Source organism: Klebsiella planticola, from assembly GCF_000783935.2.
GTDB classification, from domain to species: Bacteria; Pseudomonadota; Gammaproteobacteria; order Enterobacterales; family Enterobacteriaceae; genus Klebsiella; species Klebsiella planticola.
On the sequence record NZ_CP026047.1, the window covers coordinates 3673182 to 3687704 of the forward strand.

Annotated in this window: 15 protein-coding genes; 8 read left to right on the forward strand and 7 right to left on the reverse strand. The window is 60.6% G+C overall.

The genetic code is table 11. The features are described from left to right. The first annotated feature begins 27 nt into the window (after window positions 1–27). Window positions 28–945, forward strand: a complete 918-nt coding sequence (gene hpxR / locus MC50_RS17630; RefSeq protein WP_032688461.1) for a LysR family hpxDE operon transcriptional regulator HpxR — start codon at window positions 28–30, stop codon at window positions 943–945. Here hpxR and hpxO read toward each other — a convergent pair. After that, complete coding sequence (gene hpxO, locus MC50_RS17635) at window positions 942–2096, reverse strand: FAD-dependent urate hydroxylase HpxO (protein ID WP_032700349.1); 1155 nt, start codon at window positions 2094–2096, stop codon at window positions 942–944. The genes hpxR and hpxO overlap by 4 nt on opposite strands. 499 nt (window positions 2097–2595) lie before the next feature. On the opposite strand from hpxO, the gene uraD reads away from it, so the two are divergent. Next, complete coding sequence (gene uraD / locus MC50_RS17640) at window positions 2596–3096, forward strand: 2-oxo-4-hydroxy-4-carboxy-5-ureidoimidazoline decarboxylase (protein WP_046852837.1); 501 nt, start codon at window positions 2596–2598, stop codon at window positions 3094–3096. Next, the gene (uraH, locus tag MC50_RS17645) at window positions 3093–3419 is read left to right on the forward strand and encodes a hydroxyisourate hydrolase (RefSeq protein WP_046852836.1); all 327 of its coding nucleotides are present in this window, start codon (window positions 3093–3095) and stop codon (window positions 3417–3419) included. The genes uraD and uraH overlap by 4 nt, the downstream gene beginning before the upstream one ends. Window positions 3420–3452: 33 nt before the next feature. Here uraH and guaD read toward each other — a convergent pair whose 3' ends face one another. Then, window positions 3453–4769: a guanine deaminase gene (gene guaD / locus MC50_RS17650; RefSeq protein ID WP_032688457.1), complete on the reverse strand. Its 1317-nt coding sequence runs from the start codon at window positions 4767–4769 to the stop codon at window positions 3453–3455. A gap of 107 nt (window positions 4770–4876) precedes the next feature. Then, the gene (locus tag MC50_RS17655; protein ID WP_032688456.1) at window positions 4877–6370 is read right to left on the reverse strand and encodes an NCS1 family nucleobase:cation symporter-1; all 1494 of its coding nucleotides are present in this window, start codon (window positions 6368–6370) and stop codon (window positions 4877–4879) included. A gap of 145 nt (window positions 6371–6515) precedes the next feature. Between MC50_RS17655 and MC50_RS17660 the strand changes: the two genes are divergently transcribed. Genes MC50_RS17660 through puuE form a run of 3 tightly spaced genes read left to right on the forward strand, consistent with a single transcriptional unit; the run spans window position 6516 to window position 8924 of the window. Further along, window positions 6516–7232 carry a GntR family transcriptional regulator gene (locus MC50_RS17660; protein WP_032688455.1) on the forward strand — a complete coding sequence of 239 codons (717 nt, stop codon included), beginning with the start codon at window positions 6516–6518 and terminating at the stop codon, window positions 7230–7232. After that, window positions 7232–7981, forward strand: coding sequence for an allantoin racemase (gene hpxA, locus MC50_RS17665; protein ID WP_047664579.1), 750 nt, complete (start codon window positions 7232–7234; stop codon window positions 7979–7981). Before MC50_RS17660 ends, hpxA begins: the two co-directional genes overlap by 1 nt. A gap of 10 nt (window positions 7982–7991) precedes the next feature. Beyond that, window positions 7992–8924, forward strand: a complete 933-nt coding sequence (gene puuE / locus MC50_RS17670) for an allantoinase PuuE (protein ID WP_032688451.1) — start codon at window positions 7992–7994, stop codon at window positions 8922–8924. Between the two features lie 34 nt (window positions 8925–8958). Here the strand turns inward: puuE and hpxZ are convergent, their stop codons facing one another. From hpxZ to hpxW, 4 genes are read right to left on the reverse strand one after another with little or no spacing between them, the layout of a single operon-like run. Then, on the reverse strand, window positions 8959–9345 hold the full coding sequence (gene hpxZ, locus MC50_RS17675) for an oxalurate catabolism protein HpxZ (RefSeq protein ID WP_032688618.1): 387 nt from the start codon (window positions 9343–9345) through the stop codon (window positions 8959–8961). Next, window positions 9345–10739 (reverse strand): AtzE family amidohydrolase, encoded by a 1395-nt coding sequence (locus MC50_RS17680; protein WP_032688449.1) that lies wholly within the window; start codon window positions 10737–10739, stop codon window positions 9345–9347. Before MC50_RS17680 ends, hpxZ begins: the two co-directional genes overlap by 1 nt. After that, window positions 10736–10924, reverse strand: a complete 189-nt coding sequence (hpxX, locus tag MC50_RS17685) for an oxalurate catabolism protein HpxX (RefSeq protein ID WP_047664582.1) — start codon at window positions 10922–10924, stop codon at window positions 10736–10738. The genes MC50_RS17680 and hpxX overlap by 4 nt, the downstream gene beginning before the upstream one ends. A gap of 9 nt (window positions 10925–10933) precedes the next feature. Then, window positions 10934–12517, reverse strand: coding sequence for an oxamate amidohydrolase (gene hpxW, locus MC50_RS17690; protein ID WP_047664585.1), 1584 nt, complete (start codon window positions 12515–12517; stop codon window positions 10934–10936). Window positions 12518–12684: 167 nt separating this feature from the next. On the opposite strand from hpxW, the gene hpxU reads away from it, so the two are divergent. Together hpxU and MC50_RS17700 are read left to right on the forward strand one after the other, a co-directional pair. Beyond that, a complete protein-coding gene (hpxU, locus tag MC50_RS17695) occupies window positions 12685–13524 on the forward strand; it encodes a MurR/RpiR family transcriptional regulator HpxU (protein ID WP_032688446.1) in 840 nt (279 codons plus the stop codon). A 213-nt stretch (window positions 13525–13737) separates the two neighbouring features. Further along, window positions 13738–14523 carry a transporter substrate-binding domain-containing protein gene (locus tag MC50_RS17700; RefSeq protein ID WP_032688445.1) on the forward strand — a complete coding sequence of 262 codons (786 nt, stop codon included), beginning with the start codon at window positions 13738–13740 and terminating at the stop codon, window positions 14521–14523.

Below are 14523 nucleotides of genomic sequence, written 5' to 3' on the forward strand. Positions count from 1 at the left end.
CGTTGCAAAAAAGAGGACAGGGTAGACATGAGTCCGTTTTCGCGTTTTGCGCTCTATTTTGCTGAAGTCGCCCGCAGCGGCAGCCTGCGTCGGGCCGCTGAAAAGCTGCATATTTCGGCTTCGGCGATCAATCGCCAGATCCTGCAGGCCGAAGAGGCATTTGGTACGCCGCTGTTTGAACGTCTGCCGGAAGGGCTGCGAATGACGACCGCCGGCGAGCTGCTGTATGACAATCTGTTGCGCTGGCAAAAAGAGTTTCGCCTGACCCGGCAAAAGTTTGATGAGCTGCAGGGGCTGAAGCGTGGAACGGTCAGCGTGGGGATGGTGCAGGCGCTGGCGGAGGGAAGCTTTGCCGCGGCGCTGGCCGATATTATCGGCACCTGGGACTGGCTGGAACTGGTTTTGCAGGTGGCCGACAGCCATACGGTCAGCGAAAAAGTTCGTCAGGCCGATCTCGATTTCGGCCTGATTCTTGATCCGGAAGGCCAGGTGGGGCTGAGCGTACTGGCGTTTGTGGAACTGGAAATGGGCGTTGTCATGCGCCCGGATAACCCCCTGGCGGATGCGGCCGCGCTCTCCCTGGGGGAGCTCAGCCAGCAGCGCCATATTGTCCCTGGCGCTCCGTTGATTGTGCACGAACGCGTCGGCTTGCTCTATCGCCATTATGATTTTAGCCCGGCCAACAGCATCAGCTGTAACGATATCCGGCTGATTAAATCGCTGGTGCTGAAAGGCAGCGGCGTGACCGTTCTGAGCCTGCTGGATGTTCTGGATGAGGTGAAAAGCGGCCAGCTGGCGTTTGTTCCGCTGCGCAATAAGCTGCTGCGGCCGCTGACGCTGGCGCTGTGTACGGCGCCATCGCGCCAGCTGTCTCGCCCGGCGCAAATGGCGATTCAAAAATTGACGGCGGTGATGGAGGAGATGCAAACCGTCGGCGGAGGTTAGCCCAGCGGGCCGCCCTGGATGGTTTCGCACAGGCCATTGATAATTCGCTCCCCGGTCTCCTCTTTGAGCTCCTGATACCACGCCTGGGTCAGGGCCATATCTTTCCCGTGCGTGATGTCGCAGCGCTTGCGCGCCTTGAGTATCAGGTCGCGTACGCGCGCGCAGCGCAGCGCTTCGTACTGCCGCAGCGCGGAAACAATCTCACGATTTTCCAGGAAAATATTGCCCAGCACCACCGCATCCTCCATCGCCGCGCAGCCGCCCTGTCCGATGTCCGGGGTCGTGCTGTGACCGGCATCGCCGAGCAGCGCGACCTTGCCGCGAACCAGGGTATCCAGGGGTTCAATGTCATGGATTTCAACACGGTTGGTTGTCTGCGGATCCAGGGCGGCAATCAGTTTTTGCACCGCTGGCGCCCAGCCGCTGAAGTAGCGGCTGAGATCGTCGCGCAGGGTGCGCCGATCTTCGGCCAGACCGGCAGGCAGCGGAACATCAAAGAAGAAATAGAAACGGCCATGCGCCACCGGCATCAGCGAGACACGTTTGCCTTCGCCGACAAAGGTGGTCCACTGATCCGCCGGCGCAATGCTCTCATCGATATCCACCAGTCCGTTCCAGTTGACGTAACCCGCATAGCGGCGTTCGGGCTGATGGCCAAGTACATAGGGGCGCAGCGCCGAGTGGCTACCGTCGGCGGCGATCAGAAAATCACCGTGGGCCGTGCTCCCGTCGCTAAACCAGACGGTGACACCGTCAGCGTTTTCTTCCGCGCGAGTCACCCGTTTACCAAACTGCACCGCCTCGCGTCCCCAAAAATCGAGCATCTCTCTTTGCAGTTCGCTGCGTGACACCGGGCAGGGGCGGCCACCGGTGCGTTCAACCAGCGGAGCGAGGCTAAAGCGGGTCAGGGTTTCTCCGCCCTGATACTCTTTATAGGCTAAAAAGTGCATCGGGCCGCCGTAGGTTTCGATGATCTCGCCCATGCCGAGGTTGTTCATGCACTTCACGCCGTTTGGCCAGATGGAGATCGCCGCGCCGACCGGCTTTATCTCTTTCACCGCCTCAAACACCTCGCAGGTAATTCCCGCATTCTTCAGGGCTACCGCCGCGCTCAGGCCGCCGATACCGGCACCAATCACTAATGCTTTCATGCTGTTCTCCTTATATTGCGTCATCAGGGAGGTGAGCAATTTGCGTACCAGCTTGCGCAAAGCACTAAAATCGGCCTTGTGGCGACAATACGGCGAGGTTTTGCACTTATCTGGTGCGTCAGAGGGTGGCAATTGCCATTTTCTGAACTAAAAATTTCTTAATGATAATGATGGAATCGAAAGTTTCATCAACGGCGCACGACAGATGAGCGGGCAGGTAACAGCGATATCGAGTAATTATCATTAATAAACAACTAGTTATTGATCTTCGCTATTGACGGGCGGCCCGCGGCGCCACTCTGGCCTGCTTTGTGCACTGTGCAGACAACGTTGAGGTGAAACGGGGGAATGGAGATGTTGCAAAACAACAACAGCGGTCAGTTGACGGCCTGGGCAATGGACAATGGCGCGGGGCCCTGTCCGCGTGGCCAACGACGGGCGACGCCCCTGCATGGGTTGTTATCACGCGGACAACGCGCGGCGGCGGCAAGGAGGGACAATGATCCCGCTTACTGACTTTAACCAACTGCCAGCCGACGAGGCCGCGCATCTGCTGGAGCCGTGCGTGGCGATTGACGCCTGGGTGACGGCGCTGGTGCAGGCCCGGCCATACCCGAACCTGGCGACGCTGCACGCCGTGGCGCAGCAGAAGTCGCTGGCGTGGGGCGAACCGGAGCTGGATCTGGCGCTAAGCGCGCATCCGCGCATTGGCGAAAAACCCGCCGCCCGGCACGGACATGCCGCGCTGTCGCGACAGGAACAGGCGGCGGTCAACGATCGGGATGCGTCGCTCATCCAGGCGTTAACGGAGGGCAACGCCCGCTATGAAGCGCGCTTTGGCCGGGTGTTCCTGATTCGTGCCAAAGGTCGCAGCGGGGAGGAGATACTGCAGGCGCTGACGCAACGGCTGACCCACAACGCGGCGCAAGAGGTTGCGTGCGCGCTGGCGCAGCTACGTGAAATTACGTTATTACGACTAACGGGAGTCATTGGCGAATGAATACGTTGAGTACCCATATTCTGGATATTTCCACCGGCAAGCCTGCACAGGGGGTGGTGGTCAACCTGCTGCGGGGAGGGCAATCTATCGCCAGCGGCATCACGGATGCGAATGGTCGCATCGCGTCGCTGGCGCCGGGCAAGCTGGTCGCCGGCCGCTATCGGCTGGTGGCGGATATTGGCGACTGGTTCACCCGCGGCGGTCTTGAGACGCTGTATCTGTGCGCGCAGATTGATTTTGCGATTGCCGAAGAGGCGGATGAGCATTTCCATCTGCCGTTCTTGATTGCCCCCGGCGGCTGGTCAACCTATCGCGGGAGCTGAGCGTGCCAACGCCCGGCAGCGAGCCGGGCTTACTTATTCCGCCTCTGTGTGCCAGACGCACTCGCCATTGACCCAGGTCTGGTGAATATTGCGTTCGTCGCCCAGCGTCATCAGGACAAACAGCTGTTCGTAAATATCCTGACAGCGGGAGAGGCGCAGCCGCTGCAACGGCGTCACCCCAGGGGTGATGGCGACAAAGTCGGCCTCTTTTCCCGGCTGGAAGTTGCCAATCTTCTCATCGAGAGACAGCGCCCGGGCTCCTCCCAGCGTGGCATGGTAAAAGGCTTCACTGGCGCGTAGACGATAGCTTTGCAACTGCGCCACTTTATAGGCTTCGCCCAGAGTGCGTAGCATACTGAAAGTCGTCCCCGCGCCGACGTCGCTGCCGATGCCGATACGCACCTTCTGCTGCCAACTGGTGGGCAAGCGGAACAGACCGCTGCCGAGAAACAGATTTGAGGTCGGGCAGAAGGCGAGCGCCGAGCCGGTCTCGTGCAAGCATCGCCACTCCGCATCGGCGAGGTGAACTCCGTGGGCAAATACGCTGCGTTGGCCGGTTAAGCGATAGTGGTGATACACATCAAGATAGTGCTCATGCTCCGGCCACAGGCTTTTTACCCACGCTATCTCATTGAGATTTTCGCTCAGGTGGGTATGCAGCCAGGTATCCGGGAACTCTTCCCGCAGGCGTTGAACCGCGGTCAGCAGCTCCGGCGTCGACGTGGGGGCAAAACGCGGCGTGATGGCGTAGCCGAGGCGGCCCCGATGGTGCCAGCGCTGAATGAGCTCGCGGGTTTGCCGGTAGCTCTGCTCCGCCGTTTCACTCAGATAGTCCGGGGTGTGGCGGTCCATCATCACTTTACCGGCCAGCAGGCGCATATTCAGCCGCAGGGCTTCGCTGAACAGCGCATCGACGGATTCGGGATGCAGGGTACAAAACACCAGCGCGGTGGTGGTGCCGTGGCTCAGCAGCTGGTTGATAAAGAACTGCGCGATCTCTGCGGCATACTCTTCATCACAAAACTGACTCTCCACCGGAAATGTGTAGGTGGTCAGCCACTCCAGCAGCTGCTCGCCGAAGGCGCCAATCATCTCAGTTTGCGGATAATGCACGTGCGCATCGACAAAACCGGGGAGTAACAGCTGTCCGCGCAAATCGAGATAGCCTGTTTGCGGATGCAGGTACTGTTCGCCCTCCTGCCACGGTAGCAGCGCCTGAATTTTTCCCTGCTGGATAAACAGCACGCCATCATCAAGGTAGCGCGCATGGCGAGCGATATCGTCGGCGCTGTCGGCGATGTGGGCGATATCGAAAAAGGCGCCGCGAACGGCGGTGTGGTACTCAATCATCAGGACAACCTTCTTTGTTCCAGATAGGGGCAAGGGTATTGAGCAAAAATAATGCCAGTTTGTCGGAAGGGAGATGCCGCGGCGCGGTGCCGCGGCAAAGAGGGGCGTTACTCTTTCTGGGCAAGCGGGCGGGAGGTAAAGCGCGATGCGGCGGGGGCGCGATCGTCGCGGGCGATCCAACGATAGGCCGCGCCGCTCAGGAAGACGCCGATAAACCAGCTAAAGTTCGCCACTTCATGCAGGGCCGGAATAAAGCTAATCACCAGCCCGAAAGCCACCGACGGGATCAACGCCGCGATGGCTTTCGGGTTAAAGCCGTTGCGATACCAGTACTGGCCCTGCGGCGTGGCATCAAACAAGTCGTCAACGGACACCTGGCCGCGCTTAATCAGGTAGAAGTCGACAATCAGAATACCAAACAGCGGGCCGATAAAGGCACCCAGAACATCCAGCGTATAGTGGATCAGCTCCGGTGAGTTAAACAGGTTCCACGGCGTGAGCAGAATGGAGCCGACCGCGGCGATCATGCCGCCGGTACGGAAGCTGATTTTCTGCGGTGAGCAGTTGGAGAAATCAAATGCCGGTGAGACAAAGTTGGCGACGATATTGATCCCGATGGTGGCCGTGATCATCGTCAGCAGACCAATGGCGACCGCCAGATCGTTCCCCACGCGGCTGACGGTTTCAATCGGGTCGGTGATCATCCGGCCGAACAGCGACTGGGTGCCGGAGACAATCACCACGGTAACGATCGAAAACAGCAGGAAGTTAAACGGCAGACCCCAGCGATTGCCGCGCCGGATTTCGCCCATGCTTTTGCCGTAGCGCGAGAAGTCGCCGAAGTTCAGCAGCGGGCCAGAGAAGTAGGAGACCACCAGCGCGGTGGCGGTGATCATCTGCCAGGTCTGCTCGCCGGCGGTCAGCGATTTGCTGGCCAGGGTAAAGGAAATACCGTCAAAGCCGGTTTTGTATACGATCCAGCCCGCCAGTGCCAGCATCACCACGTAGACCGCCGGTCCGGCAATATCAATAAAGCGCTTAATGGCGCTCATTCCGTGCCAGAAGACCATCGCCTGCAGCAGCCACATGGTGGCGAAACAGAGCCATCCGAGGTGCGACAGACCCAGGAAAGTGGCTTCGGTTAATGTCGCCAGCGAAGGCCAGAACTTGAGCAGCACCAGCATCAGCGCGTTGGCCGCCAGATAGGTCTGGATGCCGTACCAGGCGAAGGCGATAAGCCCGCGGATCACCGCCGGGATATTGGCGCCAAAGACGCCAAACGCCTGACGACAGATGACCGCATAGGGCACGCCCGCCATCTGGCTCGGCTTCGCCACCAGGTTGGCGCACAGCTGGACGATACAAATTCCTACCAGCAGGCAGAGAAGCACCTGCCAGCTGGCCAGCCCGAGCGTGAAGAAGCTCGCCGCCACCACGTAGCCTCCCATGCTATGGACGTCGGACATCCAGAAAGAAAAGATGTTGTACCAGCTCCAGTTCTGGTCGCGCGTCGGCGCCAGATCCTCATTACACAGCCGTGGGCTGTAGCCGACGGTGGAGTCAGCGGCCTTAACCTGATGGGTATGTTGTCTGTTTGGCATGAAACCTGCTCCTCTGAATGAAAACCCTTTTACGTTACTGGTTGAGGCTGTTGCAGGATTCAGGCCAGAATCGTTAATCTTGTATACAAGAAATTTATTTTATGTATACGATTGGCTATCGAAAAGTAAAATCCGGAGTGGGTGAATGCGTAATGAAAACCGTCAGCAGGCCGCGCCAGCGCTGCATGACAAGGATGAATCCATCTATCAGGCCCTGCTGACCGCCATCGTGGAGCATCAGCTGCCGCCGGGCAGCAAGTTGCCGGAGGAGGCGCTGGCCGAGGTCTTCGGCGTGAGCCGGACCGGGATCCGCAAGGTGCTGCAACGACTCAATGCTGTGCAAATGGTGACATTAACGCCCAAACGTGGTGCACAGGTGGCCAGCCCAACGGTGGAAGAGGCGCGGGAGATCTTCCGCACCCGCGCGCTGCTGGAGGTGGCGAACCTGCCCGAGGTGATCGCCCGCTGCCAGCCGCCGCACCTGGCGGCGCTGGAGGCGATTATCCGCCAGGAGCAGCAGGCGCATGAAGCTTACGATGGCCCGGCGGCGATTCGCTTTTCCGCCGAATTTCATATTCAGCTGCAGGCCATTTCCGGCAATCAGGTCCTCACCGAAATGGTGACCCGCCTGAGTCAGCGCTCTTCATTAGTGATTGCGGCATGGGGAGCGCCGTGGCGTCAGGGCTGCCGCTGCGACGATCACGAGCAGCTTGTCCAGCTGCTGCGGCAAAAAGCGCTGCCGCCCCTGAGCGCGGCGTTAACGCACCATTTTGAACATATCGTTGCCAGCCTCTGCTTTGAGCGGGCTGGTGAATGCCTGCCTGATTTTGCCCGGCTGTTTGCCGGCGACAAGGAGTCCTGATGGCCGCTATTTGTATACAAGTGATTAATCCCAACACCAACCCCGGGATGACCGACACCATCGCCACCGCCGCCCGCATGGCGGCGACGCCGGGGACCGAGATTATGGCGGTCTCGGCACGGGAAGGGGTGCCGTCCATCGAAGGCCATTTTGATGAGGCCATTGCCGCCGTCGGCGTGCTGGAGCAGATTCAGGCCGGCCGCCAGCAGGGCGTTTCGGGCCACGTGATCGCCTGTTTCGGCGATCCGGGATTGCTGGCGGCCCGCGAGCTGGCGCAGGGGCCGGTGATCGGCATTGCCGAAGCGGCGATGCATCTGGCCACGCTGGTCGCCACGCGCTTTTCCATTGTTACCACGCTGCCGCGTACGCTGATTATCGCCCGTCATCTGCTGCACCAATATGGCTTCTACGACCGTTGTTCCGGTCTGCACGCCATTGATCTGCCGGTGCTGGCGCTGGAAGACGGCAGCGGCGTGGCGCAGGAGAAGGTGCGCGCGCGCTGTATCCAGGCATTAAAAGAGGATGGCTGCGGCGCCATCGTGCTGGGCTGCGGCGGAATGGCCACCCTGGCCCAGGAGCTGACCCGCGAACTGCAGGTGCCGGTCATTGATGGCGTCAGCGCGGCGGTGAAGATGGTGGAGTCGCTGGTGGCGCTGGGTCTGTCGACCAGCAAACGCGGGGACTTAGCGTTCCCGGAAGCCAAAACCCTGAGCGGTAAATTTCAGGTATTCAATACATTTTCAATTTAAGGGGTGGGAGATGACGTCAGCAGCACAGAATTACCCTCGCGACCTGCGAGGATACGCCGGTCAACCGCCGCACGCGCAGTGGCCGAACCAGGCGCGCATTGCCGTGCAGTTTGTCCTCAATTATGAAGAGGGGGCGGAAAACCATGTTCTGCATGGCGACGCCGGTTCCGAGCAGTTTCTCTCCGATATAATCGGCGCCGCCAGCTACCCGGACAGGCACATGTCGATGGACTCGCTGTATGAGTACGGCAGCCGCGCCGGGTTCTGGCGCATCCATCAGGAGTTCAGCCGACGCGGGTTGCCGCTGACGGTGTTCGGGGTGGCGATGGCCCTCGCGCGTCACCCCGATATCGTCGCGGCGATCAAAGCCGCCGACTACGACGTGGTTAGCCACGGCTGGCGTTGGATCCACTATCAGCATATGGATAGCGACATGGAGCGCGAGCATTTGCATAAGGCAGTGCACGTCTTAACCGACCTGTTCGGCAAGCCGCCAACCGGCTGGTACACCGGGCGGGATAGCCCCAACACGCGACGGCTGGTGGTGGAACACGGCGGTTTCGATTACGACAGCGACTACTATGGCGATGATTTACCTTTCTGGACCGAGGTGCAGTGCGGCGACGGTTCGCGCAAGCCGCATCTGATTGTCCCCTATACCCTCGACGCCAACGACATGCGTTTTGCCACCGCGCAGGGCTTCAACACCGCCGAGCAGTTTTATACTTACCTCAAAGACAGTTTTGATGTGCTGTATGAAGAGGGGGAAGAAGCGCCGAAGATGATGTCTATCGGCATGCACTGTCGCCTGCTTGGCCGGCCGGGGCGCTTCCGCGCCCTGCAGCGTTTCCTCGATTATGTCCAGCAGCACGAGAGGGTCTGGGTCTGTACGCGCCAGCAGATCGCCACCCACTGGCGCGAAGTCCATCCGTTCCGGGAATAGTGGCCGTTCCCGGGTAGCCCGGCTCAGCGCCGGGTTAGCTCATCAGGCTGACCTGCGCGGCAACAATCCGCCAGCCAAACGGAAAACGGACCCAGGTTTGCTGCTGGCGGCCGATCCGCTCGCTGCCGGCGCGGGTAAACTCGGTGCTGCACACCGCGTAATCCTCGCCGAAGGTGACGATCTCGGTGTGGCGTAATTCGCGCTGCAATCCCGCTGCCGGACGGGCGGCGCGAAAGGCGCGAATTTCATCGATACCGTAGAGGTTCTCGCCGGCTCCCAGGCGCACCGTCCGTTTATCGTGCCAGAAGAGCTCATCCAGCACCGCAATGTTGTTGCTGACCAGCGCCTCTTCGTAGCGGTAAAAGGCGGCGGTTACCTCGGCCAGAACGCGCGGCCGGTTAATATTATCCTGATTGATCATCATGCTCTCTCCGCAGGGCGGGCCTCGGTGATGCCCGCGTGTTCCAGAGCGCGCGCAGCGCGCAGACAGGCCTGTTCATTAAACGGCGCGGCAATCAGCTGCACGCCAATGGGTCGGTTGGATGCCGTGCGCAGCGGGACCGTGACCACCGGCAGGCCGAGGAACGAGATGGGCTGGGTGAGTATGCCCATACTGGCGCGAACGGGCAGTATCTCGCCGTTGATCGTCATCGTCTGTTGGCCGATAAGGGTGGCGCTGCACGGTGTCGCCGGGGCGATGAGTACATCGACGTGGTGAAACAGCGATTTTATCGCCTGCCGGGCATGGCGGCGAAAACGCTGCGCCTGAAGATACCAGGCCGCAGGAATCATCGCCCCGGCCAGCAGACGCTCGCGCGAGTTCGGTTCAAAGCGTGCCGGCTCACGCCGCAGCGCCGGCAGATAGTGATTGCCCCCTTCGGAGGCGCTGATGATAAACGCCGCCGAACGCGCCAGTTCGGCCTCGGGGAACAGATGCTCTTCCCGGGCGTCGAGGGCCTGCGCGACGCGGGCCACCGCGGCACGGGCGTCGCTATCGCACCAGTCGCTGAAATAGCCGCCAAGCACTCCGCAGCGCAGACCCTCCGCCGCGCGTTCCAGCCGCTGGCGAGTGGGGGCAACGGCTTCGTCCGCCTGGGCATCATCGTCGGGGTCGTGCCCCTGTAAGGCATCGTAGACCGCCGCCAGATCGTCGACGCAGCGGGCAAACGGGCCAATGTGATCGAGGCTGGCGACGAACGGATGGCTGCCCGCACGCGACAGGCGGCCAAACGTCGGCTTCAGGCCAAAAATACCGCACAGGGAGGCCGGGACGCGGATTGAGCCGTTGGTATCGCTTCCCAGAGAGAAGTGAACCAGCCCGGCGGCAACCGCCGCCGCCGAACCGCCGGAAGAGCCGCCGGCGATGCGCTGCGGATCGTGCGGATTATGGGTGGCGCCATAGTGGCTGTTTTCGGTGGTGAACCCATAGGCGTAGGCATCCATATTGACCATTCCGCTAAGCAGACCGCCTGCCGCGCAGATCTGCCGTACCGCCCAACCGTCGTTGACGGCAGGCGGGCGGTCGCTGAACAGCTGTGCGCCGGCGAGTGTGGTCTCCCCGGCAACGTCGAACAGATTTTTTACCGCGTAGGGAACCCCCGCCAGCGCCGGTAACGGCTGGCGGGTTCGACGCAGCGCATCAATCTGGTCGGCTTCGGCGAGCATCCGGCGTTCGGTGATCTGCGTCCAGGCATTAATTCGCCGGTTAACCTGCGCCATATCGTCGAGAGTACGGCGGGCAATCTCTCTGGCGCTCAGCTCACCGTCAGCCAGCGCGCGCTGAATATCAGCAATCGTCATCTCAGTCAGGGTCATGCTTTGTACACTCCGGCAATCTCCAGGCGTTCATCGAGCGGAAAGGCCATCAGCGGCTCAGCCATGGCGGCAATGCGGGAGAACTGTAGCTGAAGCTCAGCGCGGCGGGTGTGGTCCAGCTCCAGTGCCAGCAGGTGTTCCATTTGCGCCAGATAAGCGCGCCAGTCGTTTACGCTATGGGTCATGTTCGTCTCCTAATAACCGGCGGCGGCGCCGTTGCTGCGCGGATCGGACGCCCCTTCAAACAGGCCGTTGGGATGACGGACGATGGCGCCGGCGTGCCCCATGGCTTCGCTATAATCGGCCAGCACCTCCACGTCATGACCCAGCGCCCGCAGACGGGCGATGCTCTCCGGCGCGAAGCGGCCTTCCAGCTTCAGAGAATCTGAGGTTTGTCCCCAGGTTCGGCCCAGCAGCCAGCGCGGGCGCGAAATACTCTCCTGCAGCGGGATGCCCTGCAGGATGTAGCGGGTGAAAATGGCCGCCTGAGTTTGCGGTTGGCCATCCCCGCCCATCGAACCGTATACCATGACCCGGCCGTCGTTGAGGCGCGCGGCGGCGGGGTTGAGGGTATGAAACGGCTGTTTGCCTGGCGCCAGCGCCAGCAGATGTGCGGGGTCGAGACTGAACGAGGCGCCGCGGTTTTGCCAGACGATCCCGCTATCCGGCAGTACGACGCCGCTGCCAAACTCATGATAAAGACTTTGAATAAAGGAGACCGCCAGCCCGCTGCTGTCCATCACCCCCATCCAGACGGTGTCGCCGGGGCCTTTTCCCGCCCCCCAGGGGGCGGCCTGCCGATCGTCGATGTTATCGGCCAACTGCTGGAGCGCCTGCGGGTCGAGCAGGCTTTGAATATCCACGTCGAGATGACGGGGGTCGGTAATGTGGGCATCGCGCAGGCCAAAAGCCTGCTTGGTGGCCTCGACGATACGGTGCACGGTCTGCGCGTCATCGGCATCGTGCATCGCCAGCCGGTCGGTAATCCCGAGGATCGCCAGCGAGACCAGTCCCTGCGTTGGCGGCGCCAGATTCCACAGTTCGCCGTGCTGGTGCTGAAGCTTCAGCGGCGCAGGGCGACGGGCGCGATGCTGCTGTAGGTCGGCAAGGGTGATGGGCAGCCCGCAGGCCGCCATCCCCGCAGCCAGACGGCAGGCCAGCGGGCCGCGATAAAAACTGTCGAGGCCATCGTCGACCAGCTGCTTAAGCGTCGATGCCAGCGCGGGCTGACGAAAACGACTGCCGGCGGCCGGCGGTTGTCCGTTGACCAGAAAGGTCTCCGCGAACCCTGGCAGGTCATGGAGTTCGGCGAGTTTTCCGGCGCTGGCGCTGGACTGGGACGCCGTCACCGGCGTGCCGTCAGCGGCATAGCGAATCGCATCCTCCAGCAGGCGCGCCAGCGGCAGCGCTTTTCCGGTTAACGTCTGCGACACCTTCAGCGCTTCATCCCAGCCGCTGACGGTCCCGGCGACGGTCAGCGCCGCTTGCGGTCCGCGGTGCGGAATTTGCGCCAACCCGGCGTAGGCTTCCGGCGTGGCCAGCGAGCCCGCTGCGCCGCTGGCGTCAATGGCTATCGGTTCGCCCTCCGGCGGGACGATAAGCCAGAAGCCATCGCCGCCCAGGCCGTTCATATGTGGGTAAACCACCGCAATGGTGGCCGCCGCGGCGACCATGGCTTCTATCGCGCTGCCGCCTTCGCGCAGCACGGCAACCGCGCTTTGGCTGGCCAGATGGTGCGGGGCGACCGCCATTCCGTGGGCGGATACATTACTCTGCATGGGTTGTCCTCATGATCCAAAGGTGATGTCAGCGCTGCAAAAGCTGTTCCACTTTGAGCGTAAAGTTTCATTCGTCGGGAGGGGCGGCCCTTTTTCTTAAACTGGCATGCATTATGAAAGCGCTCTCATCATGTATAGTTTGATGAAACAAAAGTTACAGAGGCTGTATGGAACAACTGGATGAACGCTTGAAAGGGCAATATGCCTCATTGTCGCCTCAGGAACAGCGGGTGGCGGATTTTATTTTCGATCACTTCGACGACCTGATTAGCTATAACAGCGCTGAGCTGGCGCAGCTGAGCGGGGTGTCAAAAGCCACGGTGAGCCGTCTGTTTAAGCGGCTGGGCTACGAAAAATATAAGGATATGCGCGATGAGCTGCGCACCTTGCGCCAGAGCGGAATGCCGCTGACCGATCATCGCGATGCGGTGCAGGGGAACACGCTGCTGGCGCGGCACTATAAGCAGGAAATGGCGAATCTGACGCAGTGGGTCAATGCGCTCGATGCGCAGCAGTTTGCCGAGGCGATTAGCGGGATGGTCAACGCCCGGCGCATTGCGATCATCGGAATGCGCAACTCCTGGCCGGTGGCGCTGCACCTGCGCCAGCAGCTGCTGCAGGCGCGCGGGCAGGTGCAGGTGCTGCCGCAGCCGGGACAGAGCTTAAGCGAGGAACTGGTGGATCTGACGGCGGACGATCTGGTGGTGGTCATGGCCTTTCGCCGCCGTCCGCGCATTATTCGCCCGCTGTTGCAACAGCTCCAGCAGCGCGGTATTCCGGTACTGCTGATCTGCGAACCGCAGGCATACAGCCTGTTTCCGCTGTCCCGCTGGCAGCTGTGTGCTCCCCTGGATAGCGTCTCGGCCTATGACAGCTACAGTTCGGTAAACAGCTTGATCAACCTGCTGGCGAATGCGTTCCTGCACGAAATTCTCGATAAAGGCCGCCCGCGCATCCACGATATCGCCACCCTTTATCAGCAGCTGGACGAGCTTGAGCAACGATAATGGGGCCTCAGGCTGGTGCTTTGCTCTTTTATGGTGCAATAAAATAGTGGGGGAATGAACTCCGTTTCCCCGCTGTTTTCCGCTATCTCCTGTTTCTTCTCTCTTTTCTCGCGCTTTGCGCTGTGACCCTCCTATTTTTTGTATCTGGCACATTAGTTGCAGAAGTTTATTTAAAGAATCTTTTGTTTCATACTAACGTAACGGGTAAACATCATGAAAAAATTGCTGATCGCACTGGCCGGGGCCGCTTGTCTGTTCACGCAAATCACAGCGGCGAAAGCCGACCAGCTGCAGGATATCGAAAAGCGCGGCGTGATTCGCATTGCGGTTCCGCAGGATTTCCCGCCGTTTGGTTCGGTGGGGACCGATCTCCAGCCGCAGGGCTATGACATCGATATGGCGCGTTATCTTGCCACTCAGATGAAGCTCAAGCTGCAGCTGGTGCCGGTGACCAGCGCCAACCGGGTGCCTTATCTGCAAACCGATAAAGTGGATCTGGTTATCTCCAGCCTCGGCAAAAATGCGGAGCGCGAGAAGGTGATTGATTTCAGCCGCCCGTATGCGCCGTTCTTCCTTGGCGTATTCGGCCCGAAAGGGGAAGAGCTGAAGGATGCGGCGGCGCTCGGCGGCAAAACCGTCGGCGTTACCCGTGGCGCGGTGGAAGATATGGTGCTGACCAGCATTGCGCCGAAAGAGGCGCAGATTAAACGCTATGAAGACAACAACACCACGCTGTCGGCTTATCTGTCAGGCCAGGTGCAGTACGTGGCGACCGGTAACCTGGTGGTGGCGGCGATTTCCCGGCAAAACCCGGCTAAAGCGCCGGTGCCGAGCTTTATGCTGAAAGATTCGCCGTGCGTGATTGGTCTGAAAAAGAATGAGCCGGCGCTGAAAACGAAAGTCGATGCGCTGATCGAGCAGGGAATTAAAGACGGTACCCTGAACAATTTGTCTCAGCAGTGGCTGAAAGCGCCGTTGCCCGCCGACTTTTCCGCATAA

Bases quoted from the DNA above. Each gene is read 5' to 3' on its own strand.
- MC50_RS17655 (WP_032688456.1), bottom strand. From the start codon at position 6,370: ATGCCAAACAGACAACATACCCATCAGGTTAAGGCCGCTGACTCCACC.
- MC50_RS17700 (WP_032688445.1), top strand. From the start codon at position 13,738: ATGAAAAAATTGCTGATCGCACTGGCCGGGGCCGCTTGTCTGTTCACG.
- hpxR (WP_032688461.1), top strand. From the start codon at position 28: ATGAGTCCGTTTTCGCGTTTTGCGCTCTATTTTGCTGAAGTCGCCCGC.
- hpxW (WP_047664585.1), bottom strand. From the start codon at position 12,517: ATGCAGAGTAATGTATCCGCCCACGGAATGGCGGTCGCCCCGCACCAT.
- guaD (WP_032688457.1), bottom strand. From the start codon at position 4,769: ATGATTGAGTACCACACCGCCGTTCGCGGCGCCTTTTTCGATATCGCC.
- hpxA (WP_047664579.1), top strand. From the start codon at position 7,232: ATGGCCGCTATTTGTATACAAGTGATTAATCCCAACACCAACCCCGGG.
- uraH (WP_046852836.1), top strand. From the start codon at position 3,093: ATGAATACGTTGAGTACCCATATTCTGGATATTTCCACCGGCAAGCCT.
- hpxU (WP_032688446.1), top strand. From the start codon at position 12,685: ATGGAACAACTGGATGAACGCTTGAAAGGGCAATATGCCTCATTGTCG.
- MC50_RS17660 (WP_032688455.1), top strand. From the start codon at position 6,516: ATGCGTAATGAAAACCGTCAGCAGGCCGCGCCAGCGCTGCATGACAAG.
- hpxX (WP_047664582.1), bottom strand. From the start codon at position 10,924: ATGACCCATAGCGTAAACGACTGGCGCGCTTATCTGGCGCAAATGGAA.
- uraD (WP_046852837.1), top strand. From the start codon at position 2,596: ATGATCCCGCTTACTGACTTTAACCAACTGCCAGCCGACGAGGCCGCG.
- hpxZ (WP_032688618.1), bottom strand. From the start codon at position 9,345: ATGATCAATCAGGATAATATTAACCGGCCGCGCGTTCTGGCCGAGGTA.
- hpxO (WP_032700349.1), bottom strand. From the start codon at position 2,096: ATGAAAGCATTAGTGATTGGTGCCGGTATCGGCGGCCTGAGCGCGGCG.
- puuE (WP_032688451.1), top strand. From the start codon at position 7,992: ATGACGTCAGCAGCACAGAATTACCCTCGCGACCTGCGAGGATACGCC.
- MC50_RS17680 (WP_032688449.1), bottom strand. From the start codon at position 10,739: ATGACCCTGACTGAGATGACGATTGCTGATATTCAGCGCGCGCTGGCT.